General features: G+C 62.0%; 20 protein-coding genes. 13 read left to right on the top strand and 7 right to left on the bottom strand.

What is annotated here, in order from left to right:
* Positions 1-8 precede the first annotated feature (8 nt).
* The 6 genes from ASD02_RS35290 (at position 9) to ASD02_RS35265 (ending at position 7,035) form a co-directional block, all read left to right on the top strand.
* Positions 9-1,253 carry a glycosyltransferase family 4 protein gene (locus tag ASD02_RS35290; protein ID WP_244494337.1) on the top strand — a complete coding sequence of 415 codons (1,245 nt, stop codon included), beginning with the start codon at positions 9-11 and terminating at the stop codon, positions 1,251-1,253.
* 371 nt (positions 1,254-1,624) lie between these two features.
* Entirely contained in the window at positions 1,625-2,725 is a 1,101-nt protein-coding gene (locus ASD02_RS35285; RefSeq protein WP_244494343.1) for a glycosyltransferase family 4 protein, read from the top strand.
* A gap of 85 nt (positions 2,726-2,810) precedes the next feature.
* Positions 2,811-3,200, top strand: coding sequence for a VanZ family protein (locus ASD02_RS35280; protein ID WP_025428554.1), 390 nt, complete (start codon positions 2,811-2,813; stop codon positions 3,198-3,200).
* A gap of 158 nt (positions 3,201-3,358) precedes the next feature.
* Positions 3,359-4,357 carry a glycosyltransferase gene (locus tag ASD02_RS35275; protein ID WP_025428555.1) on the top strand — a complete coding sequence of 333 codons (999 nt, stop codon included), beginning with the start codon at positions 3,359-3,361 and terminating at the stop codon, positions 4,355-4,357.
* On the top strand, positions 4,357-6,522 hold the full coding sequence (locus ASD02_RS35270) for a hypothetical protein (RefSeq protein WP_057211293.1): 2,166 nt from the start codon (positions 4,357-4,359) through the stop codon (positions 6,520-6,522). The genes ASD02_RS35275 and ASD02_RS35270 overlap by 1 nt, the downstream gene beginning before the upstream one ends.
* 90 nt (positions 6,523-6,612) lie before the next feature.
* Entirely contained in the window at positions 6,613-7,035 is a 423-nt protein-coding gene (locus tag ASD02_RS35265; RefSeq protein WP_025428557.1) for a CBS domain-containing protein, read from the top strand.
* A gap of 198 nt (positions 7,036-7,233) precedes the next feature.
* Here the strand turns inward: ASD02_RS35265 and ASD02_RS35260 are convergent, their stop codons facing one another.
* The 7 genes from ASD02_RS35260 to ASD02_RS35230 all read right to left on the bottom strand — a co-directional run bounded on the left by ASD02_RS35260 (position 7,234) and on the right by ASD02_RS35230 (position 14,217).
* Positions 7,234-7,938 (bottom strand): OmpW family protein, encoded by a 705-nt coding sequence (locus tag ASD02_RS35260; RefSeq protein ID WP_025428558.1) that lies wholly within the window; start codon positions 7,936-7,938, stop codon positions 7,234-7,236.
* A gap of 175 nt (positions 7,939-8,113) precedes the next feature.
* Complete coding sequence (locus ASD02_RS35255) at positions 8,114-8,860, bottom strand: ATP-binding cassette domain-containing protein (RefSeq protein WP_025428559.1); 747 nt, start codon at positions 8,858-8,860, stop codon at positions 8,114-8,116.
* A complete protein-coding gene (locus tag ASD02_RS35250; RefSeq protein WP_025428560.1) occupies positions 8,854-9,666 on the bottom strand; it encodes an ABC transporter ATP-binding protein in 813 nt (270 codons plus the stop codon). Before ASD02_RS35250 ends, ASD02_RS35255 begins: the two co-directional genes overlap by 7 nt.
* Positions 9,663-10,514: an ABC transporter permease gene (locus tag ASD02_RS35245; RefSeq protein WP_057220116.1), complete on the bottom strand. Its 852-nt coding sequence runs from the start codon at positions 10,512-10,514 to the stop codon at positions 9,663-9,665. The genes ASD02_RS35250 and ASD02_RS35245 overlap by 4 nt, the downstream gene beginning before the upstream one ends.
* On the bottom strand, positions 10,511-11,461 hold the full coding sequence (locus ASD02_RS35240; protein WP_256435857.1) for an ABC transporter permease: 951 nt from the start codon (positions 11,459-11,461) through the stop codon (positions 10,511-10,513). The genes ASD02_RS35245 and ASD02_RS35240 overlap by 4 nt, the downstream gene beginning before the upstream one ends.
* A 321-nt stretch (positions 11,462-11,782) precedes the next feature.
* On the bottom strand, positions 11,783-13,327 hold the full coding sequence (locus ASD02_RS35235; protein ID WP_057211286.1) for an ABC transporter substrate-binding protein: 1,545 nt from the start codon (positions 13,325-13,327) through the stop codon (positions 11,783-11,785).
* A gap of 209 nt (positions 13,328-13,536) precedes the next feature.
* Positions 13,537-14,217, bottom strand: coding sequence for a YoaK family protein (locus tag ASD02_RS35230; RefSeq protein ID WP_025428564.1), 681 nt, complete (start codon positions 14,215-14,217; stop codon positions 13,537-13,539).
* 250 nt (positions 14,218-14,467) lie between these two features.
* Here ASD02_RS35230 and ASD02_RS35225 point away from each other — a divergent pair, with 250 nt between their 5' ends.
* From ASD02_RS35225 to ASD02_RS35195, 7 genes are all read left to right on the top strand, one after another.
* On the top strand, positions 14,468-15,571 hold the full coding sequence (locus tag ASD02_RS35225; protein ID WP_082523803.1) for a LacI family DNA-binding transcriptional regulator: 1,104 nt from the start codon (positions 14,468-14,470) through the stop codon (positions 15,569-15,571).
* Positions 15,568-16,590 (top strand): ABC transporter substrate-binding protein, encoded by a 1,023-nt coding sequence (locus tag ASD02_RS35220; RefSeq protein WP_025428566.1) that lies wholly within the window; start codon positions 15,568-15,570, stop codon positions 16,588-16,590. The genes ASD02_RS35225 and ASD02_RS35220 overlap by 4 nt, the downstream gene beginning before the upstream one ends.
* Positions 16,591-16,700: 110 nt before the next feature.
* Entirely contained in the window at positions 16,701-17,528 is an 828-nt protein-coding gene (locus tag ASD02_RS35215; RefSeq protein ID WP_025428567.1) for an ABC transporter permease, read from the top strand.
* A complete protein-coding gene (locus ASD02_RS35210) occupies positions 17,525-18,304 on the top strand; it encodes an ABC transporter permease (protein WP_025428568.1) in 780 nt (259 codons plus the stop codon). The genes ASD02_RS35215 and ASD02_RS35210 overlap by 4 nt, the downstream gene beginning before the upstream one ends.
* Positions 18,297-19,325, top strand: coding sequence for an ABC transporter ATP-binding protein (locus ASD02_RS35205; protein ID WP_057220115.1), 1,029 nt, complete (start codon positions 18,297-18,299; stop codon positions 19,323-19,325). The genes ASD02_RS35210 and ASD02_RS35205 overlap by 8 nt, the downstream gene beginning before the upstream one ends.
* A gap of 6 nt (positions 19,326-19,331) precedes the next feature.
* Positions 19,332-20,255, top strand: a complete 924-nt coding sequence (locus tag ASD02_RS35200; protein WP_057220114.1) for a nucleoside hydrolase — start codon at positions 19,332-19,334, stop codon at positions 20,253-20,255.
* Entirely contained in the window at positions 20,252-22,033 is a 1,782-nt protein-coding gene (locus tag ASD02_RS35195; protein ID WP_156408541.1) for an adenine deaminase, read from the top strand. The genes ASD02_RS35200 and ASD02_RS35195 overlap by 4 nt, the downstream gene beginning before the upstream one ends.
* The last annotated feature ends 194 nt before the right edge of the window (positions 22,034-22,227 follow it).

Here is a 22,227-nt window from a genome sequence, read left to right as displayed (position 1 = left end):
AGAACGATGTGCTCAACACGATAGCCGCCGGCAAGCGACTTCTCGCCATCAACAACTACTTCTATCGACGCGGCGGCGCCGAAGCGGTGTTCTTCGACCATATGAAGATGTTCGCCGATATTGGCTGGGATGTCGTGCCCTTTGCCATGGAGCACGAGGACAACGAGCGCTCTGAATGGTCCAAGTATTTCGTCTCCGAAATCGAATTTGGTCGGCAAACGAGCTTTCTGCGGAAAATAGAGCAGGCGGCAAGCGTGATCTATTCGCGCGAAGGCCAGCGCAACATCGCCAGGCTGATTGACCGCGCGCGTCCGTCGGTTGCCCATGCACACAACGTCTATCACCACCTGTCGCCGGCGATCTTTTCGACGTTGAAGGCAGCGGGCGTGCCGGTTGTCATGACGGCTCACGACCTCAAACTTGCCTGTCCTTCCTACAAGATGCTGCGCGACGGCAAGATCTGCGAGGACTGTCGCGGCGGACGGGTCTACAACGTCCTGCGTCACCGCTGCGTCAAGGGCTCGGCGATCTTGAGCGGTGTCGTGCTGGCAGAAACGGTGCTGCATCGTACGCTGGGCCTCTATCGCAACAAGGTCGACCGGATCGTCGTTCCGAGCCGGTTCTACGTGGAGAAGCTTGTCGAATGGGGCTGGCCGCGTGAGCAGATGGTGCACATTCCGAACTTCGTGGATGTGGACGATTACAGCAGCGCCTGGGACGAGGGCGACTATTTCGTTTTCGCAGGCCGGCTTGCACCCGAAAAGGGCATCGCCACGCTGATCAAGGCGGCGGCACTTTCGAAACAGCGGTTGGTCGTCGCCGGTACAGGCCCCGAAGAGGCATCGCTTCGTCGGCTCGCGAGCGAGCTTAATGCAGGCGTGACGTTCACCGGATATCTCTCAGGCGAGAGCCTGCACAAATTGATCGGATCATCCAGGGCACTCGTACTGCCGTCGGAATGGTACGAAAATGCGCCCATCAGCTTGCTGGAAGCCTATGCTCTGGGACGGCCGGTGGTCGGTTCAGCCGTCGGAGGCATTCCGGAAATGATCCAGGTCGGGGAAACGGGCATGACGGCAACGTCGGGAGACGCTGATGATCTGGCAAGGGCGCTGGCCGACATGACGGCTCTTGGGCCGACAGCGCGCGCCCGCATGGGCGCTGCCGGCAGGGCGTGGATATCCAGAGATTTCTCCGCCAATGCTTATCGCGACAGAACGCTTGATCTCTACGCTGCGCTCGGGGCGACCTAGTTGGCAGATTTATCCTTGCGTCATTAACCAAGGCTTGCGAATATACTTACCGCGGCATTAAATATGTTCGTTTATTGATCGAACAATTAGATATTTAACGATTTAATTACGATCTTATTAAGTATTGTTAACGTAAATGGCCTTGGGTGCGCAATCTTTGAGGCCACGCCATGGGCAGGAAGTTACGAGTCTCGCAAGTTGATCGTCGGCAACAGCCGTCGGTTTCCACTGAGATTGTACAATCTGGAATATTGGAAGGCGTCGACGGGAAGGGCGGTACTGCCCAGCGTGGAGTCCACCTCGTGCACAATCATCGCGAGCTGACAGGCAAAGATCGTCGGCTGAGCGCGCGAACCGGACGGCGGCGCGTGATGATGCTGGGCCTGCGCGGAATTCCGGATGTGCAGGGCGGCATCGAAAAGCATGTCGAGATCCTTGCCGGCAAGCTCACGAAGCACGGCTGGGACGTCGACGTGATCGGGCGGCGCCGATATCTTCCGGCATCTGTCCCCTTCAGCTGGAATGGCATTCGTGTCGTTCCTTTCTGGGCGCCGCGCCGGATGGCGCTGGAAGCCATCGTTCACACTTTCATGGGTGTTTGCTACGCGGGCTGGCAGCGTCCCGACGTGCTGCATATCCATGCGATCGGGCCAGCACTGTTCGTCCCGCTTGCGAGAATGCTCGGCCTGAAGGTGGTCGTGACCCATCATGGCTATGACTACGACCGGCAAAAATGGGGTGCTCTTGCCAAGGGTACGCTGAAGCTCGGTGAACGCCTGGGCATGCGCTTTGCAAGCGGGCGGATCGCCATTTCGAAGGATATCGCTGAGACCATGGGCGCGCGGCACAATGTGTCCATGGCCCTTGTGCCCAACGGGGTGTCGGTCACGCCGTCCAGGGGCGAGACCGGCATTCTTGCCGAGTTCGGCCTTGCGCCACGGCGGTACATTCTGCTTGCCGCACGGATCGTGCCCGAGAAGCGCCAGCTCGATTTGATTCGCGCCTATGCCAAATGTTCCACTCCGGAGTTCCGGTTGGTTCTGGCCGGCGGTGCGGAATTCGAGACGCCCTACACCGAGGAGGTGAGAAGGCTGGCAGGTGATATCGCAGGTGTCGTTCTAACGGGCTTTCAGTCCGGTGATCGGCTTGCAGAGCTTTTCGCCAATGCGGCCCTGTTCGTTCTGCCTTCCAGCCACGAGGGCATGCCGATTGCGCTGTTGGAGGCCATGGCCTACGGCTTGCCGGTTCTTGCGAGCGATATCGTTGCCAATGTCGAGCTTGGCCTTGCAAGCGACGAATATTTCCCGCTCGGCGATGTCGAGGCGCTGGCATCGGCCATGACGGCGAAGCTTGCCAATCCGCCCAGTGAAAGCGAGATGCGCGCCCGTGCGGCGCACGCCGAAGCCGCCTATAGCTGGACAAGCGTGGCGGAAAAGACCGTCGCGGTGTATAGCGCGTTGGTGGCAAAGTAGATCGCGCGCAATCGCACGCGACATCCCTGTTGCCGTCGGGCTGATTTTTGCCGTGTTGTGTGCGGTGCGGAGAGACAAGAACAGTATGAATATCAAACGCGCCGCTGGCCTATTTGGCTGGCTCATATTCGCCGTGATCGCCTATTCGACCCTATCACCACTCGATCTGCGCCCGCGTATGGGCACGTTCGTGCATGTCGAGCGGTTCGGCGCGTTCGGGCTGATGGGGCTGCTCTTTGCAATTGCCTATCCCCGGCGGCTCCTGCTTGTCCTCGGGCTCGTTTTGGCCACCGCCATCGGGTTCGAATTGCTGCAGGTGGTGTCGGCAGACCGTCACGCCCGGATCGGGGACCTCGCCATCAAATTGCTTGGCGGTGCATGCGGCGTGGCTTCGGGTTGGGTCCTTATCCGCAATCGGTCGCGTCTGCTGCAATTGCTGGTGCAAATAAACCAAAACTCAAAGTATCGCGGGTAGAACTGGCTGCGCCGGGACGCTTGGCTACTGCATAATTCCTTAAATCGGAATCGATTTAAGGAGAAAATTATGCAGCAGGATTCAAGCGTTACAGCGTCCTTCGCGCGTCATATTTGACGCGCGGCGCTGTAGACGCCCCGGTGATTTTGGAGGCGCGCTTGTCAGTATCCGTCATCATCAAGACGCTGAACGAAGAGAAGCGAATAGCGGCCACGATTGAAAGTGCGCTTGCTGCCCTCGGAGCGACAGGTGGCGAAGTCATCGTCGCCGACAGCGGCTCATCCGACCGAACGGTCGAGATTGCCGCGCAATATCCCGTCGTCATCGCCCAGATCAGCCCGCCGGCGCGGCCGAGCTGCGGCATTGGCCCGCAGCTTGGCTTTCAATACTCCAAAGGCGACCATCTCTGTCTGCTTGACGGAGACATGTTGCTCGACCGTGATTTTCTCGCCGTCGCCGTGGCGTTTCTCGCCGACAATCCTGAGGTTGCCGGCGTTACCGGCCATGTCCAGGAGATGCTGACGTCCAATCTCGAGTTCTCGCGTCGCGTCAATCGCAACTCGCCGGAAAACCGGATCGGATCGATCGACCGGATGAACGGCGGTGGGCTCTACCGGCGCGATGCGATCGAAGCGGTCGGTTACCTCTCCGATCGCAACCTGCATGGATACGAAGAATTCGATCTCGGCATCCGGCTGCGAAGCGCTGGATGGGGGTTGCATCGCCTTGACCGGCGTTTCGTCCAGCACTTCGGACATACTGTCAATTCCTATCGCCTGCTGGTTCGACGCTGGAAAAGCAAATATCTCTTCGGTATCGGCGAACTTCTGCGCGCGTCGCTCGGTCGGCCGTATTTCTTCCAGCTGCTGCGTGAGCTGCCCGAGCTGAAGCTCTGGTGTCTCGTCTATCTGTGGTGGGCGCTCTCGCTCTGTGTGCTTTTGTTCTCGCCGAGCCTGGCTGTCGGCCTGGGCATCGTCTTCGCTGTCCTCGCCGCAGTCATCGTGTTGATGAGCATTCGCAAAGGCAGCTTGAACATGGGGCTGTACACGGTCGTCGCCTGGTTCTTCCACGCCGCTGCACTGCCTGTCGGTTTTTTCGGGCGGCGGCGAAGACCGGAGGTTCCGATCGAGAGCAAGTTGCTTGGAGCGGTAGCTTGATGCGCCAGAGATGTCTGGCTACGGTGCTGGCGCTTGCGGTGATGTGCGTGCCTGCGCGCGCCGCGGATCAATGGGTTCCGGTGAAGGAGATCTCCCTCGAATTGCGACCAGGCAGCCCGCTCGACTTCTCGTCCATCCTGCCCAACGGCCGGATCGATGGCGGTCATAGACTGGTTGTCGGCAAGGAGGGACGTCTCGCCTATGCGAAAGCGCCGGATACGCCGGTCAGGATGTTGTGCGCCTCGCTTGCCTGGAGCCCTGCGTCCGGCGGCTTCCCCGATCATGAAGGCGCGGACCGTTATGCGCGCCAGCTGGCGATGCATGGCTACAACATCGCGCGCCTGCATTTCGTCGACGCAAGTCTGATGTTCGGGCGTGATCGGGATCTCGATTTCGACCCGGAAACGCTCGATCGGATCCAGTATCTGCTTGCGGCCCTGAAGCGCAACGGCATCCACTGGATTATCGACGGCCTGTCGTCGCCGCGTGGCGCCTATGGCGGTTTCGATGACCGCTGGGACACGGGCGGCGATGTAAAACTCATGCTACATCTGGACGATCGGACCTTTGAGCATTGGAGGCGGTTGCAGCAGGCGGTCCTCGGGCGCGTGAACCCTTACACAGGCGAAGCTCCGATCCGCGACGAGGCCCTGGCCCTGGTCATTCTGGCCAATGAGAATGGCCTGGAGTTTGAGGCGGTGGTTCATGATCGGCCCGGCCGGGCTCCCTATGACGACCGGTTGGCTCAGCCGTTCAATCTCTGGCTGAAGAAGCGTTACGGCACGACGGCGAGCCTGGCGAAGGTCTGGGGCGTGCTTGATTCCGGGGAAGTGCTTGAAACCGGCGGGATCAGGTTGCCTCGGGACCGCTATAACGACAGCCCGCGTCTGCGCGATCTTCAGGCATTCTTTGTCGAAACCGAGCGTGCCTCCACCGCACGCATGAGCAAGGTTCTGCGCGACCTTGGCTACACGGGCCTGATCACCAACTACAACAACTGGCCGTCGAGCCAGATGGCCCTCAGCAGGCGCGACCTCCAAGTCATCACGGCGAACACCTACCACGATTGGGTCGGCGGCTACACGCCGGGCAGCGAACTCCTTCAAACCAGCTCAATTGCCGATAGCGTCAACTACATCAGGATGATCGCTGCATCGCGCTGGCTCGGAAAACCGTTTGTCGTCAGCGAATACGACCACCTGTTCTGGAACCGCTACCGCTACGAGGGTGGTCTTGCCATGCCGGCCTATGCCGCCCTTCAGGGCTGGGACGCCCTTTGCCGCCACGGCCATGGACCGATCGCGCTCGCCTATGGTGAGCCGTTTCCGCATAAGCAAGCGATGCTGCCCTACGCGATCGCCCTCGATCCGGTTGCGCGCGCGGGCGAAACCCTGGCCGCCTTGCTCTATCGGCGCGGCGATGTCGCGACCTCGGATGTGACGATCCCATTTTCCGTGCGCGGCGAGGAGGATCTGACGGACGACATGCAGGCGCGCGAGCCGGAGTCTCTGACCGATCTTGCCCTGGTCGGTCGTATCGGTCTGGAACGCGCCGAGCGATTGGGTGATGCGATCGCGGTTACCCAGCCGCGGCGGGAAAGCAGCGACAATGTGCTGGCGCTGCTGCGTGCGAGCAGTAGGTTGAAGCCGGACAACGCAACGACCGTCGATGCCGGCATCTATCAAAGCAGCACCGGTGAAATCGTTCTCGATCGTTTCGCCAGGCAGCTGCGCGTAGCGACGCCGGCGACGGAAGCGATGGCGTTTGCGTCCCTGCGCGAACCGGTCGACCTCGGTGTGCTGCGGGTGGAGCGCGCCGACGGCAACGGTCTTGTCGCTCTCTCGGCGCTCGATCCTCCGGCAACCCTGTCCGACAGCCGGCGTTTCCTGTTGATCTTTGCAACCGACGCCCAGAACACGGACATGACGTTCCGTGACAGTGAAGAGAAGGTCATCGAGAGTTTTGGCCGGTTGCCGGTGTTGATCCGGCAGGGGACTGTCGATCTCTCCCTGTCGAAGACGGCGGCCAAGTGGCGCATTTCACCGGTGGGTCTTGACGGAACAGTTCACCCACCGGTCGTCGATGGCGCCGGTGCGGTTAAATTTCGCCTGAGCAACGACGGCCCGTCCGGCCCGACGACCTACTTCCTGCTGGAGTTGCGATAAGCGACGTTCGGCGAACAAGTCGGCCGTCAGGATCAATGATTGGCCACGATCTTCGGCTATCGTCATTCCTCCAAACCGTAGGAGGATGCAATGAGAACGTGGGAAGCGATGCACCCCGGCGCGCGCTGGATAGCGCCTGAAACGGACTTGCGCACCGTGGCAAGGATTATGCGTGACGAAGACATTGGCGCTCTGCCGGTCGGCGAAAACGATCGCCTCATCGGCATGGTGACGGACAGGGACATTGCGTTGCGGGCATGGGCAAACGGGCACGACGACGCTGCGTTGCTGACTGCGCGCGATGTCATGACAAGGGATATCGTCTACTGCCGCACCAGCGAAACGATCGAGGAGGCTGTTCGCCTGATGGAGAGCAAGAAGATACGGCGCCTGCCGGTGATCGATGACGAAAAGCGAATGGTCGGCATGTTGTCGCTCGGCGATATTTCGCATGCGAGCAGCCGTGAATTGACGACCGGATTGGTCAAGGCCGTCACCGCCCATCACGCATGACGTACGACTGTCCGTTTGGTTGCTGCCCTCGCCGTGTAACGGCGAGGGCGGAGATTTTCCACTGCATGTTTCCTTAAATCCTATTCGATTCAAGGATAAAAACATGCAGCCATTCAAAGCGCTACAGCGACCTTTGCGCGTCTAATATGGCGCGCGGCGCTGTAGACCTGAAGCGGTGTCATCCGCTGGCGAAAAACGTCAGAAGCGGTAGGTGATGCCTGTGCCGATCAGCCAGGGATCGAGTTTGACCTTGCCCGTCACCGTGCCGGCGCCCGGCAGGGTCGCGTTGACCTCTGGCTCGAGGAACAGTTTCTTCACGTCGAAGTTGATACCCCAGTGATCGTCGAGCTTGATGTCGACACCGGCCTGCAGGGCCACGCCGAAGGTGTTCTTGAGGTTGAAGCTGGAGAAGTCGCCCTGGGCTTTTTCATTGTAGAAGATGGTGTAGTTCACGCCGGCGCCGACATAGGGCTTGATCGTGTCGGTGAGATTGACGTGGTACTGCAGCGTCAGTGTCGGCGGCAGCAACCAGGCCTTGCCGATCTCGCCGAGACCGGCGATCGAACCGCTGCCCCTTGCGCTGTGCGGGGTCGTGCCCAGGACCAGTTCCGCCGCAAGATTGTCGGTGAAGAAGTAGGTGATATCGAGTTCGGGCACGACCGAGTTGCTGACGCCGACTTTTTCGCCGTCAAGTGACGTGCCATTCAACTGCAGCGATGCCTTGTCTTCGGGTAAAACGGCAAGCGCGCGGGCGCGGATCATCCATGGGCTCTGCTCGCTTGCAGCCGGTAGCTGAGCGGCGGCCTCGCTCGGCGCGGTAAGGTCCGCGGCTTGAGCCGCAGTGACCGAGGCCGCCAGCAAAACGAGTGCGGCGGCGGTTGGCAGGATGGAGCGAGTAGACATGATTCCGGACCCCCAGAAGAAGTTGAAAATTGCCATTCAGGGCATGCGGCGGCAGGGAATCTGCGGCCGGCGGCACTATGGGCAACTCCGCTCGACGGGGGGTTGTTCTAGATCAAGGTACTTTGTTCGTTGGTGAGGGGGTCGCTAACGGTAGATTCGTGAGTGACCGAAGCGCTCAGGCCGGCATGCGCGGAATGCTGGCAAGCAACCGCTGTGTATAGGGATGCTGGGGCGCCGTCAGGATATCGCGCGTCTTGCCGCTCTCGACCACCTGTCCCTTTTCGAGGATGACCATCTCTTCGCAAAGCGATGCGACGACACCAAGGTCGTGCGAAACGAACACCAGCGTCAGCGTTGCCGACAGCGTCTTGAACAGTTCGACGATCCGGATGCGGGTCGACAGGTCGAGAGCGCTGACGGCTTCGTCGGCAAGAATGATCTGTGGACGGGCGACGATTGCGCGCGCAATCGCGATGCGCTGGCGCTGTCCGCCGGAAAATTCGTGCGGGTAGCGTTGCATGGCATCGAGCGGCAGGCCCACAGCCTCCAGGGCTTGCGCCACCGCATCCTTGCGTGGACCGGCGATGCGCAGCGATTGCAGCGGCTCAGCGATGATGTCGAGCACCTTCTGGCGAGGATCGAGCGACGAATAGGGGTCCTGGAACACCGGCTGCACCGCGCGCCGGTAACGGCGCATGAACGCGCCATCGGCCGGATCGAGTGCATCGTCGCCGAAGCGGATCGTGCCGCTCGTGGGCCGCTCCAGACCGAGCAGCAGCCGCAGCAGTGTCGTCTTGCCCGAACCGGACTCGCCCACCAGTCCAACGCTGGCGCCGGCGCGCACGCTGAACGACACGTCGCTCAAAATCTTGCGGTGACGGGAATAGCCGAAGTTCACATTCTGCAGGTCCAGCATCACGATCCCGTCCGTCCAAGGGCCTCGTCGAACATGCGCGCGGCATCGACAAGCGTCTGCGTATAGTCGTGCGACGGGTTGCTAAACACGTCGACAACGGCGCCCTCTTCAAGCGCGATGCCGTCGCGCAGCACCATCACACGCTCGACCACTTCGGCAACAACAGGCAGGTCATGGCTGATGAAGAGCAGCGCCATTCCCGTTTCACGCACAAGCCCGTCGAGCAGCTTGAGGATTTCGGCCTGGGTGGTGACGTCGAGCGCGGTCGTCGGCTCGTCGGCGATCAGAAGTTTTGGGCGGCAGGCAAGCGCCATGGCGATCGCAACACGTTGGCGCTGGCCGCCCGACACTTCGTGCGGATAGGCGTTGGCAATGCGCTCCGGTTGCGGCAGGGCGACCTTGTCGAGCAGGTCGAGCACTTCGCGGTCGACCGCTGAACGCGTCGCGCGTCCCTGTTCGCGCACGAGCCTGCGGCGCACCGGCTCGGCGATCTGCTTGCCGATTCTCATCAGCGGATCGAGGGCTGTCAGCGGCTCCTGAAAGACGACGGCGGTTGCGACCCCGCGCAGCCGGTTCAGGCGCTTGTCTTCAGTGCCGACCACCTCCTGGCCATCGAGCACGATCGAGCCGGTGACGGAGATGTTCGCCGGCAAAAGGCCGGTAATGGCCATAGCGGTCATCGACTTGCCCGAGCCGGATTCGCCGATCAGTCCCATTCGCTCGCCGGAGCCGATGGAGAACGACAGGTCCGAGACCAATGTCTTGCCGCTAGCGCGGACGGTCAGGCCCTGAACGGAAAGCAAGGCGCTCATCGCGATCTCCCGCGTGTCGGGTCGCCGACGTCCCGCAGGCCGTCGGCAAGCAGGTTCATGCCAATGACCAGTGCGACGAGGGCAATGCCGGGTGCAATCGCGCCGACGGGGGCGGTATAGACCGTGCCCTGTGCCTCCTGCAGCAGCCTGCCCCAGGATGCGTTCGGCGGCGGTGCGCCCAGGCCGAGATAGGAGAGCGACGCTTCCGCGATCACTGCCAGGCCGAATTGCAAGGCGAAGTTCACCGAGAGCGTCGGCCAGATGTTGGGCAGTGCATGGCGCACGACGACGCCGGGCCACGAGGTGCCGGAGGTCCGGGATGCGACGATGTAGTCCTGGCGCAGCACACGCTTGGCAAGGATCCGCGTCAAGCGGGCGACGATCGCCGAAATCGCCAGGCCAAGTGCCAGGGTCGCCGACCACAGGCTAGCACTGTCGCTGGCCGCGACCACCAGCATCGCCAGCAGCAGCGTCGGGAACGCGATCAGAATATCCAGGGTGGCGGCCATGACATCGTCGAGCAGGCGCGTCGCGAAAGCGGCGAGGATGCCGAGCGTCACGCCGATCGAGGCGCCGATCGCAACAGCGCCAGTACCGACGATCAACGCCGTGCGCGCGCCGATCATGATTTGCGTCAGGTAATCGCGGCCGAGCCGATCCGTTCCGACCCAATGCAGCAGCGACGGCGCTTCGAGCCGGCCGCCGGAGGCATTGAGCGGGTCATAGGGTGTCCAGAACAGGGTGAGGAGTGCAACCGCGACATTGAGGCCGACAAGGGCAAGCCCGATGGAAAGCGACAGCGAGTGTCTGCGGGCGGGTCTACCCGTCGAAAGGTCAAGCGCGGTCATGGCGCAGCTCCTGTCGCCCGTTCGCGCAAGCGGGGATCGATCAGCCGCTGAAGCAGATCGGCGGCAAAGCCGATCAGCAGCACCAGCAGGGTGGAGATGAACAACACGCCCTGGACGTTGGGGTAATCGCGCTGTTCGATCGCCAGCAGCAGCATCGAGCCAAGGCCGGGCAGGGCGAACACCCGCTCGACCACGACCGCGCCAAGCAGGGTCGTTGCAAGCTCGATGCCCAGGATCGAGACGATCGGCACGGCGCCGTTGCGAATGCCGTGCCGGATCAGCGCCTGCGAGAAACTGGCGCCGAGCGCACGCGCCGTCCGCAGATAGTCGCTGCCGAGAACATCTTGGGTTGCGGATCGGATGTAGCGGATCAGCGAGGCGGCCATGACCAGCCCGATCGTCAGCACCGGCAGCGCGAGCGCATAGAGAACCTGGCCCTCGTTCTGCCAGCCGCGCCGGGGATAACCGCCCGACGGAAAGATCCGAAGATTGACCGCAAAGACGGTGACAAGCAGGATTCCGACCCAGAAGACCGGGATGGCGATGCCAAGCTGCGACACGGTCGATATGGCCGCGCCGTACCAGCGGTTGGCCTTGACTGCCGAAACGATCCCGAGCGGCACGGCGATCATAACGGCGAGCCCAAAGCCCAGCAGCGCCAGCGGCACCGTTACGGTTAGACGGGCGGCGATTTCCTCGATAACGGGCTTGCCGCTGACGAAGGACGTTCCGAGATCGAAGCGCGCAAGGCTGCCGACGAAGCGCAGGAACTGCTCCCAGAGCGGTAAGTTGGAGCCGACCTGTTCGCGCGCGGCCTCGATCTGCTGCTGATCGGCGCCGACGGAAAGCAGGGCGTTCGCCGGGTCGCCCGGCAGCAGGCGCAACAGCACAAACAGCACCACCGCCGCAATCAGCAGCGACAGGATCAGGATGGCGAGGCGGCGCAGGACATAGGCGAGAATGGTCGGCTTCCTTTCGTCCGACGGGTGTAATACCCGGGGCCGGAGCGCTGGCTTTTGCACAAAATCAACGAGGAGGCTACTGCATAATCCCTTATACCCTCATCGATTTCACGGGAATGATGCAGCACGTTTCGAACGCTGATGCGTCCTTGGCGCGCCATGACTGTCGTGTTGCTTGGAAAAGATCTGACGTAGCGTTGTCGACGCAATGAATCGCCGTCAGCTGCAAGGCAAAGGGAGCCCCCAACTCGCTCGGGGGCTCCTTACATGTACGCGACTATAACGGATCGCTTGGGAAACGAGCGATCAGTTCCCGCTCTTCTTGATGTTGTAGGCGAAGAACTGTGAGTTCAGGCCGTTGACGGGGTAACCGGTGACGGCGGAACTCGAAACCACGATCTGCGGATAGAGATAAAGCCAGTTGCTTGCCGCGTCCTCGGCGATGATGCGGTTTGCCTCCGTCAGCTTGGCGGTCTGCTCGTCGGTGTTGGCCGCAGCTTCCGATTCCTTGATCAGGTCGACAACCTTCGGGTTGTTGTATCCCCAGTAGAAGTCGGGATTGCCGTAGAACACGATGTCGCGGTGGTTGACGTGTTCCTGCAGCGTCGCCTGGAAGTCATGCGCCTTGTAGACCTTGGTGTACCACTCGTTGGCGGTGATGATGTTGATTTCGACCTTGATGCCGACCTTCGCCAGTTCGCTCTGCAGGAACTGGGCAACGATCGGATGCGGATCATAGTTGGGCGTGTCAAGCTTGAACGAGAAGCCATCGGCAAAACCGGCTTCCTTCAAAAGCGCCTTGGCGCTTTCGACGTCATAGGCATCGACGCCGGTCAGGTCGACGTACCACGGATCGGTCGGCGGCACGAAGGAACCGATCAGCGTGCCGTATTCGCCCCAGATCGACTGCAGCAGCTTCTTGTCGTCGATGGCGCGGGCGATGGCCTTGCGAACCTTGACGTTGTTGAACGGCTCGACCCTGTCGTTGAACGCCAGAAGCTCCTTGGTGGTCGACTGGCCGGCGGTCACCGTGTAATCAGGATTGTCCTTGAACTGGGCGATCGAATCCGGGCTCTGGACGCTGGTGATGACATCGACGGCACCGGTCAGGAGCGCATTGTTCAGCGCAGTGGCATCGGTGAAGTACTGGAAGACGACTTCGCCATTGGTCGGCGCCGTGCCCCAGTATTTGTCATTGCGGGTCAGCGCCAGCGAGGAGCCGCGGCGCCATTCGTCCAGGCGGTAAGGGCCTGTGCCATCTTCGCCGGCGTTCAGGTCCTTCGCCGCGTCGTTGACGATCCAGACGTAGCTGAGGTTATAGGGCAGCGAGATGGAGCGGGCGGAGAGCTTGACCACCACCGTCTGGTCGTCGGGGGTCTGGATCTCGCTGATCGTCGCCAGGCTCTTCTTGCGCGAGCTCTTGGAATCCGGTGCCACGACGCGCTCGATGCTGTGCTTCACATCCTGTGCCGTCAGCGGGTCGCCGGAATGGAAGGTCACGTTCGGCCGAAGCTTGAACGTATAGGTCAGGCCGTCTTCGCTGACCGCCTGCTCGGCCACGAGGCCGGGAGCGACGTCGCCCGCGTCGGTCAGCGTGAACAGGGCCTCGTAGACATTGCCGTTGAACGCCTCGTTGATGCCCTGGCCGGCGCCGGCGGTGTTGTCCAGGTTCTGCGGTTCATAGAGCGAGCCGATGACGATGGAGGCATCCGGATCGAAGTTTGCGAACTGCGCGAGCGCTGCCGTGCTCGTTGACAGAACCATGGCCAAGGCCGCGGTGGCGAGGATCGAACGCCTGCCTTTCCGGCCCGGTCCTGAAAGTCTGCCAAAGTCGATCGTGTTGCCAGTCATTTCCCTAACTCCTGCATATATGCTCATCACGCGAGGTCGCGCTTGCCATCCGAATGTACACATCGGGCGGTTGCGGCGCATCATACAAATTCCCTACCAATTTAGTGGGAATTTTGGTTCGTTTTGTTTGGCGAAGTTGAAATTTGCACCCGCTGTTGGCATCGGCAAGCGAAGGGCGTTCCTAAAACCGGAGGGCCGCTCCCGCCGGTTCAGCGCTGCGCATATCGCTGCGACCACCGCCGCGGAATCATCAACACCAGCGTGAACAACAGACCGGAGAGGATTGTCGGGGCCCAGAGCGAGAGCTGTCCGAAGCGGTACTCGAGCATGGCGCCGACGATCGCCCCGCCAAGCATGCCGATCCAGGGCACGATCTGGATCGTCCATTGTATGTTGCCTGTGCCGATGATCCACCGGCCCAAGCCACGGCCGAAGCGGGACAGGGCGCCCGTTACATAGGTGAGACTGATCGGCAGGCCCTCGATATGCTCGACAGAGGCGTTCACGACGCCCATGGCAAGGACGATGAGATAGAAGCGCAGTTCGTTCGGCAGGTGGTCGCCACCGGCGGCGGTAAGGGCGAGGGTGACGGTGACGCCGAAAAGAACGCCGCCCGCACGAAACCTGCTTGAAACGATCGTTCCCATGGCATTGCCGACAACGAAGACCGCGAGCGAGCCGAGAAGGATGAGCGACCGCAGGATGTTGCCTTCGGCGACGGCTGTCGCGGCTCGTGTCGTGTTGCCGCTCATGAAAGAGACGAAGTCGCCGACTGTCAGCAGGCCGATGGCGTCGGTCATTCCGGCCAGAAAGGAAATGAGCGCGACCACGAGAAGCGCGGTCCCGGTTCGCTGGCGCCGCACGATCCGGCGCCTCCGCTGAAACGTCATGATGGTATCCTGCAGGGTTTTGCTGGGGCCGTTAAGTGATGTCGGTGAACAGGTGGCATTTGACCGCTTCGCTTTACTGTCAGCATTTCAGACTGAACCAATGGACGCGAGTCGGTGGCCGCTTGTCCACAGTCCACGGTCCGATTGGATCCACAATTTCATCCTGTGCCGGCAAAAGGATTCGACAGTTGCGGCATTCTGATATATCGCATGATTAATCGTTTAATCACCGATAACGGAAACCACGGCCTTGGCGCGTTCCGGACCAAAACTGACGAGGATTGCCAGAGCACTGGGCGTCTCCGCGGCGACGGTCTCCAACGCGCTCTCCGGTAAGGGGCGTGTCTCTGCCGAAATGGCCGAAAAGATCCGCGCGACGGCCGCCGAACTCGGTTATGTGCCGAGCCTCGCGGGCAGGGCGCTGCGCACCGGCCGCACCGCCGTCATCGGTCTGGTGCTTCCCGATATCGCCAATCCGCTCTTCCCGCAGATCGCGCAGGCAATCGAACTGGCTGCCTCTTCGGCCGGTTACGGCGTTCTGATCGCCGACTCCCGTGGGGACGTCACCACCCAGACCAAGGCCATCGAGCGGCTGATTGATCGCGATGTCGACGGCATGGTCATCGTGCCGCGGCGAGGGACCCGCATCGCCGATGTCGGCTGTCCCGTGGCGGTCATCGATACGCCGTCCACGCCAGGCAATACTGTTGCCGCCGACCATTGGGGCGGGGGCCGCCAGATCGCCGAGCATCTGAAAGCGCTCGGCCACCGGAGCGTGCTCGTCATCGGCAACAATCCGGCCTCCAACGTGCAGAATGACCGCATCGGCGGCATTCGCTCGGCGCTTGCCGAGGACGCATTCGTCGAAACCCTGTGGATCGAACCGCTCGAGCGCGAGCAGGGCAAGGGCTGTCCGCTCGGCCTTGCCGAGAAGGTCGCGCAAGGTTTTACCGCCTTTGCCTGCGTCTCCGATCTTCATGCGCTGAGGGCGCTGACCGAACTGCAGCGCGCCGGCATCAACGTTCCGGAGAGAGCAAGTGTTACCGGCTTTGACGATCTCATTTGGTCGCCTGTGGTAACGCCGGCACTGACCACGGCGCGCATGGACATGACGCGGATCGCCGCGATTGCCGTCGAAGCACTTGTAAAAGCGATCGGCGAGCGCGACCCGACCGATGCCGCCATCGGCGCACCGGTGACCGCCGCTAACGCCGAGGTGCCGATGCAGCTGGTCGTGCGCCAGTCGAGCGCCGCGCCGCCTAGAACACAGTTCCAGCCTGCCCAGACGATCGCCAACGCAAGTACGATTGCCGACGCCAGAACCTCAGCCCCCGAAGGAGAACACCAGCCATGAAGAAGATCCTGCTCGCCTCCAGCGCGCTTTTACTCGTCGCTGCACATGCCGCTTCCGCCCAGGAAAAGACGCTGACCATTTCCGTCTACGGTTTTGCCCAGGACGCTTTCAAGGAACTGGTCTACACGCCCTTCGAAGCCAAATGCGGCTGCAAGCTGGTCGTCGAGACCGGCAACAGCGTTGAGCGCCTCGCAAAGATGGAGGCCAACAAGGCAAGTCCGGTCGTCGATATGGCCGTCGTCTCCATGGCTGACGCTCTTTCGGCCTCGCGCGCCGGCCTGATCGAAAAGATCGACAACACGAAGCTCACGAACTTCAACAAGCTCTACGACCTTGCCAAGGACCCGAACGGCGACGGCATGAGCGTCGGCTACACCTTTTACGCAACGTCGATCGTCTACCGATCCGACAAGATGGAAGTGAACTCCTGGGCCGACCTGCTCGACGAGAAGAATGCCAGCCATGTCGCCTTCCCGAACGTCACCACAAACCAGGGCCCGCCAGCGCTCTACATGGTCGGTGAGGCGATCGGCAAGAATACGCCGGATCTGAAGGAAGCCATCGCCGCCGTCGGCGCGAAGAAGGACGAGATCGTCACGTTCTACGTCAAGTCTTCGCAGCTCGTGCAGCTGATGCAGCAGGAAGAAATCTGGGCAGCACCTATCGGTCGCTTCTCCTGGGAGGGTTTCACCAAGCTCGGCCTGCCGATCAAGTGGGCGACGCCGAAGGAAGGCCAGACGGGCGGCATGAACGTCATGGTTCTGACCAAGGGTGCCAAGAACCAGGATCTGGCGCTGGAATTCATGGACTTCTGGCTCTCGACCGAAATCCAGACGGCACTTGCCGAAAAGCTGGTCGACAGCCCGGCCAACAAGGACGTCAAGGTCGCGCCGGAAATCGCTGAAAACCTCACCTATGGCGAGGAAACCGTGAAGAGCCTCAAGCTCATTCCGTCGGCCGTCGCTCTCGACAACCGCGAAGCCTGGCTTTCCGAGTGGAACGCCCAGGTCGGCCAGTAACAGCCATCGACAAACGCCCCCATCGCCGTGATGGGGGCAGTTTTGCGGGTCGGCCGGCAACCTTTGAGCCGATCCCGCAGTGAATGAACGCGACGAAAGGAAGACCAGGGATGTTTCAGAACCGCGCCGAGGCACTGGCGCTCGCTTTGCCGGCGGCGGTCTTTGCGGCGATCGTCTTTCTGGCGCCCGTCGTCATTCTGCTCGCCGAAGGCTTTCGCAGCGCCGACAGCTGGTCGCTTACAGCGTATGTCGATTTCTTCACCGACCCGCTGAACCGCACGGTCTTCCTGCGCACGTTCCGGCTCGGTCTGATGGTGACTGCCGTCTCGGCCGTGCTCGGCTACGCCGCTGCCTTTGCGATCGTCAATCTTTCACCGCGCAGCAAGGGGCAGATGATCGGCCTTGTCGTGCTGCCGCTTATGATTTCGTCGGTCGCCCGCACCTATGCCTGGATCGTCATTCTCGGGCGCACCGGCATCGTCAACCAGGCGCTGCAGCTCATCGGCCTTTCGGACGAACCGATCCGCTTTCTCTTCACCGAGACAGCCGTGTTTATCGGCCTGTTGCAGCTGTTCCTGCCGCTGATGATCCTGTCGCTGATCAGCGCGCTCGAGAACATGCCAAAGGATGCCATTCCGGCGGCGCGCGTGCTGGGTGCCAACTGGTTCCAGGTGTTCTGGAAGGTCATTCTTCCGCTCACAAAGGAAGGTCTCGTCATTGGCGGTACCCTGGTCTTCACCGGTTCGCTGACTGCCTATATCACCCCGGCAATCCTCGGTGGCTCCAAGGTGCTGATGCTCGAGACGCTGCTCTACCAGCGCGTCACCGTCGCCAATGATTTCGTCTCGGCGAGCGTCATTGCCTTCATCCTGATCGTCATGAGCTTTGCCGCCAATCTACTCCTGAAACGGCTCGCCACCGCGAGGAACAAGCGATGACCCCCCGCGTCTTTTCTCCCCTCGTCCTGTTTCTGGTGATCGCCTTCCTGATCGGGCCGTTCTTCATCATCGTCGCGGCATCACTGTCGGGCGGCGAGACCCTGGCTTTCCCGCCACAGGGCTTCTCGCTGAAATGGGTCGCCAAGGTCTTCACCGTCGAAAGCTTCCGTGAAAGCTTCGCCGTGTCGATGTTCCTTGCCATCGGTGGTACCGCGATGGCGCTGGTGCTTGGCATTCCCGCTTCCTACGCGCTTTCGCGCTACAAGCTGCCCTTCGGCGAAACCATCCGCACGATCGTGTCGTTGCCGATCATCGTGCCTGGTATCATCGTCGGCCTGGCGCTGCTGCGCTATATCGTCGTACCTTTCGGCTTCAACATCACGCTGGCGCTCTTCCTTGCGCATACGGCGCTGGTGCTGCCCTATGCTGTGCGTGTCGTCTCAGCGAGCCTCAACAATCTGCGCTCCGATATCGAGGAAGCGGCAGTGCTGCTCGGCTCTTCGCGCGCCGGAGCCTTCTTCCGGGTGGTGATGCCGAATATTCGCAGCGGCATTCTCGCCGCCTTCATTCTCGGCTTCGTCACGAGCTTCAACCAGGTGCCGGTCTCGCTGTTCCTGTCCGGTCCTGGCGTTCGCACGCTGCCGATCGACATGCTCTCCTATATGGAGATCACCTATGACCCGTCGGTGGCCGCTCTTTCAGCGCTGCTCGCCTTCATGTCCATCGGCATCGTTTTCCTTGCCGAACGCTTCCTAGGATTTTCCCGCTATGTCTGACGCTTCCTTCCTCAGCCTCGAAAAACTCACGCTCGCCTATGGCGATACCGTTGCGGTGAAGGATCTCGACCTGTCGATCCGCAAGGGCGAACTGGTGGCGTTCCTCGGTCCATCCGGCTGCGGCAAGACGACGACGATGCGCTCGATTGCCGGGCTGCTGACGCCCGCCTCGGGCCGCATTAGCCTCGACGGTGTCGACATCACGCGGGTTTCCGCCAACAAGCGTTCGGTCGGGCTCGTCTTCCAGTCCTATGCGCTTTTTCCGCATCTGTCGGTTTTCGAAAACGTCGCCTTCGGCCTGCGCCTGAAGAAGCAGCCGGCAAACGACATCGAGACGCGTGTGACCGCCGGCCTCAAATCCGTCGGCTTGTCGAAGTTCGCCACGCGCAAGCCGGCCGAGCTTTCCGGCGGCCAGCAGCAGCGCGTCGCGCTTGCCCGCTCGATGGTGATGGAACCGAAGGTCCTGCTGCTCGACGAGCCGTTGTCGAACCTCGACGCCCGGCTGCGGCTGGAGATGCGCACCGAGCTGCAGCGTGTGCAGAAGGAAACTGGCGTGACGATGATCTTCGTCACGCACGATCAGGGCGAGGCGCTGTCGCTTGCTGACCGGATCGTGGTGATGCTCAACGGCGCCATCGAGCAGATCGGCACGCCCGAGGATATCTACAACCGTCCGGTTTCCCGCTTTGTTGCCGACTTCGTCGGCTTCGAGAACATTTTTGCGGTCGAACGCAGCAAGCTCAAAGCCGCAAACGGCCCGATCGCCCTTTCCGAATCCCTGCCGCCTGACACGGCAGGGCTTGCGTGGCGTCCGCGCATGGTGACCCTTGGTTCTGGTCCTTTCCAAGGCACTGTGCGCGGAGCCTCTTTCTCAGGCAGCACACGCGAATACCTGCTCGATACGCCGCTCGGCGCGATCAAGGCCGAGGAGGATGCCGGCCTCGCCGCGCATCAGCCGGGCACGGAACTTACCTTCGATTTGCCGGTCGCCAAGGCGGCCCGGCTCGAGCGGTTCGGGTAATCAGTAATGGGCATCTGGATCGATACGGATATGGGTTTCGACGACATCGCTGCGGTGCTCGTCGTTCTCCATGCCAATGAGACGATTGACGGCATCTCGCTCGTGTTCGGCAACACGCCGCTCGAGCAGGTCAAGCGCAATGCAGCGAGTGCGGCGATGGCATTCGGCTGGTCGTTTCCCATCCATGAGGGCCGCGCCTTGCCGGTGCTCGGCAAGCTCGAAACCGCGGAGCGGATCCTCGGGCAAACCGGCATGCCGACCGTCGGCCTGACGCTTCCGGCGGCCCCGCCGCTGCCGACGAGCGACGCCTTCGCCGCGCTCTGCCGCTGGTTGGAGGAAGCCGAGGAACCGCGTCGTATCCTGGCGCTCGGGCCGCTGACCAACCTTGCCGCGCTCTGCCTTGCCCGCCCGGATCTGGCCGCGAAGATCACCGACCTGACCTGGATGGGCGGTGGCGTGACCAGCGGCAACCATACGGCCTCCGCCGAGTTCAACGCTTTCGCCGACCCGGAAGCACTGGCGATCGTGCTGGCGCACGAATTGCCGCTGCGCATGGTCGACCTCGACCTTTGCCGCAAGGTCTTCGCCTATCCCGATGATATTGCACCCATTCGTGCCACGGGCGGTGTCAATGCCACGCTGATCGCCGATCTGCTGTCCGGCTATGTGTCCATTGGTACCAGCCGCGGCCGGCCGGGCATGGCGATCTACGATCCGACCGCTGCGGTTGCATTCGTCAATCCGGGGGCGATTTCCTTCCGCAAGGCGCGCATCGATGCGGAGCTTGCAGGCTCGCTGACGCGTGGGCGCACCGTGGTCGAGATGCGTGAAAGCCACGCAGCCTTCAATGCCGAGTATGCGACTGACGTGCATGCGGAAACGGCGCGCGCGCAAATCCTCGGCGCCCTGATGAAGGAAGCCGCCAAGTGACGCGTCTGCAGGAACCGATGGACCTGATGGATCCGGCGCTGCGCACGCGCGCGGTTGCCGCGGCACGGGGTGCGGACGCATTCGATATGCTCATCACCGGCGGCGTCGTCGTCGACATGGTCACCGGTGAAAGGCGCGCTGCCGATGTGGGCCTTGTCGGTCCGCTGATCGCCAGCGTGCATGCCCCCGGTAGCCGCAGCGACGCCGCCTCGATGGTCGATGCCTCCGGCGCCTTCCTGTTGCCGGGCCTGATCGACACGCACATGCATGTCGAAAGCTCGATGGTCACGCCCGCAACCTATGCCAATGCGGTGCTGCCGCGCGGCGTCACGACCGTAGTCTGGGACCCGCACGAATTCGGCAATGTCTGCGGCATGGCCGGCGTTCGCTGGGCTGCAGACGCCATCGTGGACCTGCCGTTGCGCTGCGTTCTGCTGGCGCCTTCCAGCGTGCCATCAGCGCCTGGCCTGGAATTGGCGGGCGCCGACTTCGATGCCGATGCCATCGCCACGATGCTTTCCTGGCCCGAGATCGGCGGCATCGCCGAGATGATGAACATGCGCGGCGTTATCGATGGCGATCCGCGCATGCACGCAATCGTCCAGGCAGGGCTTGCCGCGGGCAAGCCGGTCAACGGCCACGCGCGCGGCCTTGCCGGTGCGGACCTGCAGGCATTCGTGACCGCGGGCGTCAGCTCGGACCACGAACTGGTTTCTTCGGACGACCTGATGGCCAAGCTTCGCGCCGGGCTCTCGATCGAACTGCGCGGCTCGCACGATCACCTATTGCCCGAGTTCGTCGAGGCGCTGAATACACTCGGCCATCTGCCGCAAACCGTGACGCTTTGCACTGACGATGTCTTTCCTGATGATCTCGATCGCTCGGGTGGGCTCGACGACGTCGTGCGGCGGCTCGTGCGCTATGGCCTAAGGCCCGAATGGGCGCTTCGCGCCGCGACGCTGAACGCCGCGACCCGCCTCGGCCGTGCCGACCTCGGCCTCATCGCCCCCGGACGGCGCGCCGATATCGTGATCTTCGAGGATCTTACCGATCTCGAGGCCCGTGCCGTGATCGCCGGCGGCAAACAGGTCGCCGTTGCCGGACGGATGATCGATGCCCTGCCGAGGACCAATGTAGAAGCGCTTGCCGGCACCATGAAAATCGAGCCATTGAGCGAGACCGATTTCGCCATTGCGTCGACCGGTTCAAAGGTGAGGGTCGCTACGGTCGATCGCCCGCGCTTCACGCAGTGGGGCGAGGTTGTGGCCGAAGTCGAGAACGGTTTTGTGGTTCCGCCGCAAGGCGCAACGTTGATCGCCGTCGCTCATCGCCACGGCCGCGCCGACAGCAAGCCGCGCGTCGGCCTGCTTACCGGTTGGGGAGAGTGGCGCGGTGCATTCGCGACCACCGTTTCACACGACAGCCACAACCTGACAGTCTTCGGCGGCAATGCCCGCGACATCATGGAGGCGGCCAATGCCGTCATCGCCGCCGGTGGCGGCATGGCTGTCGCATCGGCGGGCAAGATCGACGCGGTCCTGCCGTTGCCGCTCTGCGGCCTCGTCTCCGATGCACCGTTGGCCGATGTGTCTGCCGGCTTTGCCGCCCTGCGCGATGCTGTCGGGCGGATCGTCGATTGGCAGCCGCCTTACCTCGTCTTCAAGGCCTGCTTCGGGGCAACGCTTGCCTGCAATGCAGGGCCGCACCAGACCGATCGCGGCATCGCCGATGTGCTAACCGGAAAGCTTCTCGAAAATCCGGTGCTCGAAGTCCTCTGAGGCATCAAGCACGGCGACGATTGTCGCCCTCAGACTGCTGACAACGTCAGTACGAGGAGTAAGGAAGGCTCGGCGTTAGCCAAATTCTCCTTCATTCCTGTGCCTGTCACAGGAATCTGGCCAGCCCAAGTCCTTGGGCTGAACGGTCTTTTGACCTGACGGACGTCAGCTCGCTGGATTCCGGCACGGGGCAG

This window comes from Ensifer sp. Root1252 (assembly GCF_001425885.1).
Classification (GTDB): Bacteria; Pseudomonadota; Alphaproteobacteria; order Rhizobiales; family Rhizobiaceae; genus Ensifer; species Ensifer canadensis.
The sequence above is the reverse complement of the archived record's forward strand: the minus strand, read 5'-3'. Positions and strand labels throughout refer to the sequence as shown.

Coding starts and splice junctions, on each gene's coding strand:
- ASD02_RS35285 (WP_244494343.1), top strand. CDS start 1,625: ATGATGCTGGGCCTGCGCGGAATTCCGGATGTGCAGGGCGGCATCGAA.
- ASD02_RS35280 (WP_025428554.1), top strand. CDS start 2,811: ATGAATATCAAACGCGCCGCTGGCCTATTTGGCTGGCTCATATTCGCC.
- ASD02_RS35270 (WP_057211293.1), top strand. CDS start 4,357: ATGCGCCAGAGATGTCTGGCTACGGTGCTGGCGCTTGCGGTGATGTGC.
- ASD02_RS35265 (WP_025428557.1), top strand. CDS start 6,613: ATGAGAACGTGGGAAGCGATGCACCCCGGCGCGCGCTGGATAGCGCCT.
- ASD02_RS35260 (WP_025428558.1), bottom strand. CDS start 7,938: ATGTCTACTCGCTCCATCCTGCCAACCGCCGCCGCACTCGTTTTGCTG.
- ASD02_RS35250 (WP_025428560.1), bottom strand. CDS start 9,666: ATGAGCGCCTTGCTTTCCGTTCAGGGCCTGACCGTCCGCGCTAGCGGC.
- ASD02_RS35245 (WP_057220116.1), bottom strand. CDS start 10,514: ATGACCGCGCTTGACCTTTCGACGGGTAGACCCGCCCGCAGACACTCG.
- ASD02_RS35235 (WP_057211286.1), bottom strand. CDS start 13,327: ATGACTGGCAACACGATCGACTTTGGCAGACTTTCAGGACCGGGCCGG.
- ASD02_RS35230 (WP_025428564.1), bottom strand. CDS start 14,217: ATGACGTTTCAGCGGAGGCGCCGGATCGTGCGGCGCCAGCGAACCGGG.
- ASD02_RS35220 (WP_025428566.1), top strand. CDS start 15,568: ATGAAGAAGATCCTGCTCGCCTCCAGCGCGCTTTTACTCGTCGCTGCA.
- ASD02_RS35215 (WP_025428567.1), top strand. CDS start 16,701: ATGTTTCAGAACCGCGCCGAGGCACTGGCGCTCGCTTTGCCGGCGGCG.
- ASD02_RS35210 (WP_025428568.1), top strand. CDS start 17,525: ATGACCCCCCGCGTCTTTTCTCCCCTCGTCCTGTTTCTGGTGATCGCC.
- ASD02_RS35205 (WP_057220115.1), top strand. CDS start 18,297: ATGTCTGACGCTTCCTTCCTCAGCCTCGAAAAACTCACGCTCGCCTAT.
- ASD02_RS35200 (WP_057220114.1), top strand. CDS start 19,332: ATGGGCATCTGGATCGATACGGATATGGGTTTCGACGACATCGCTGCG.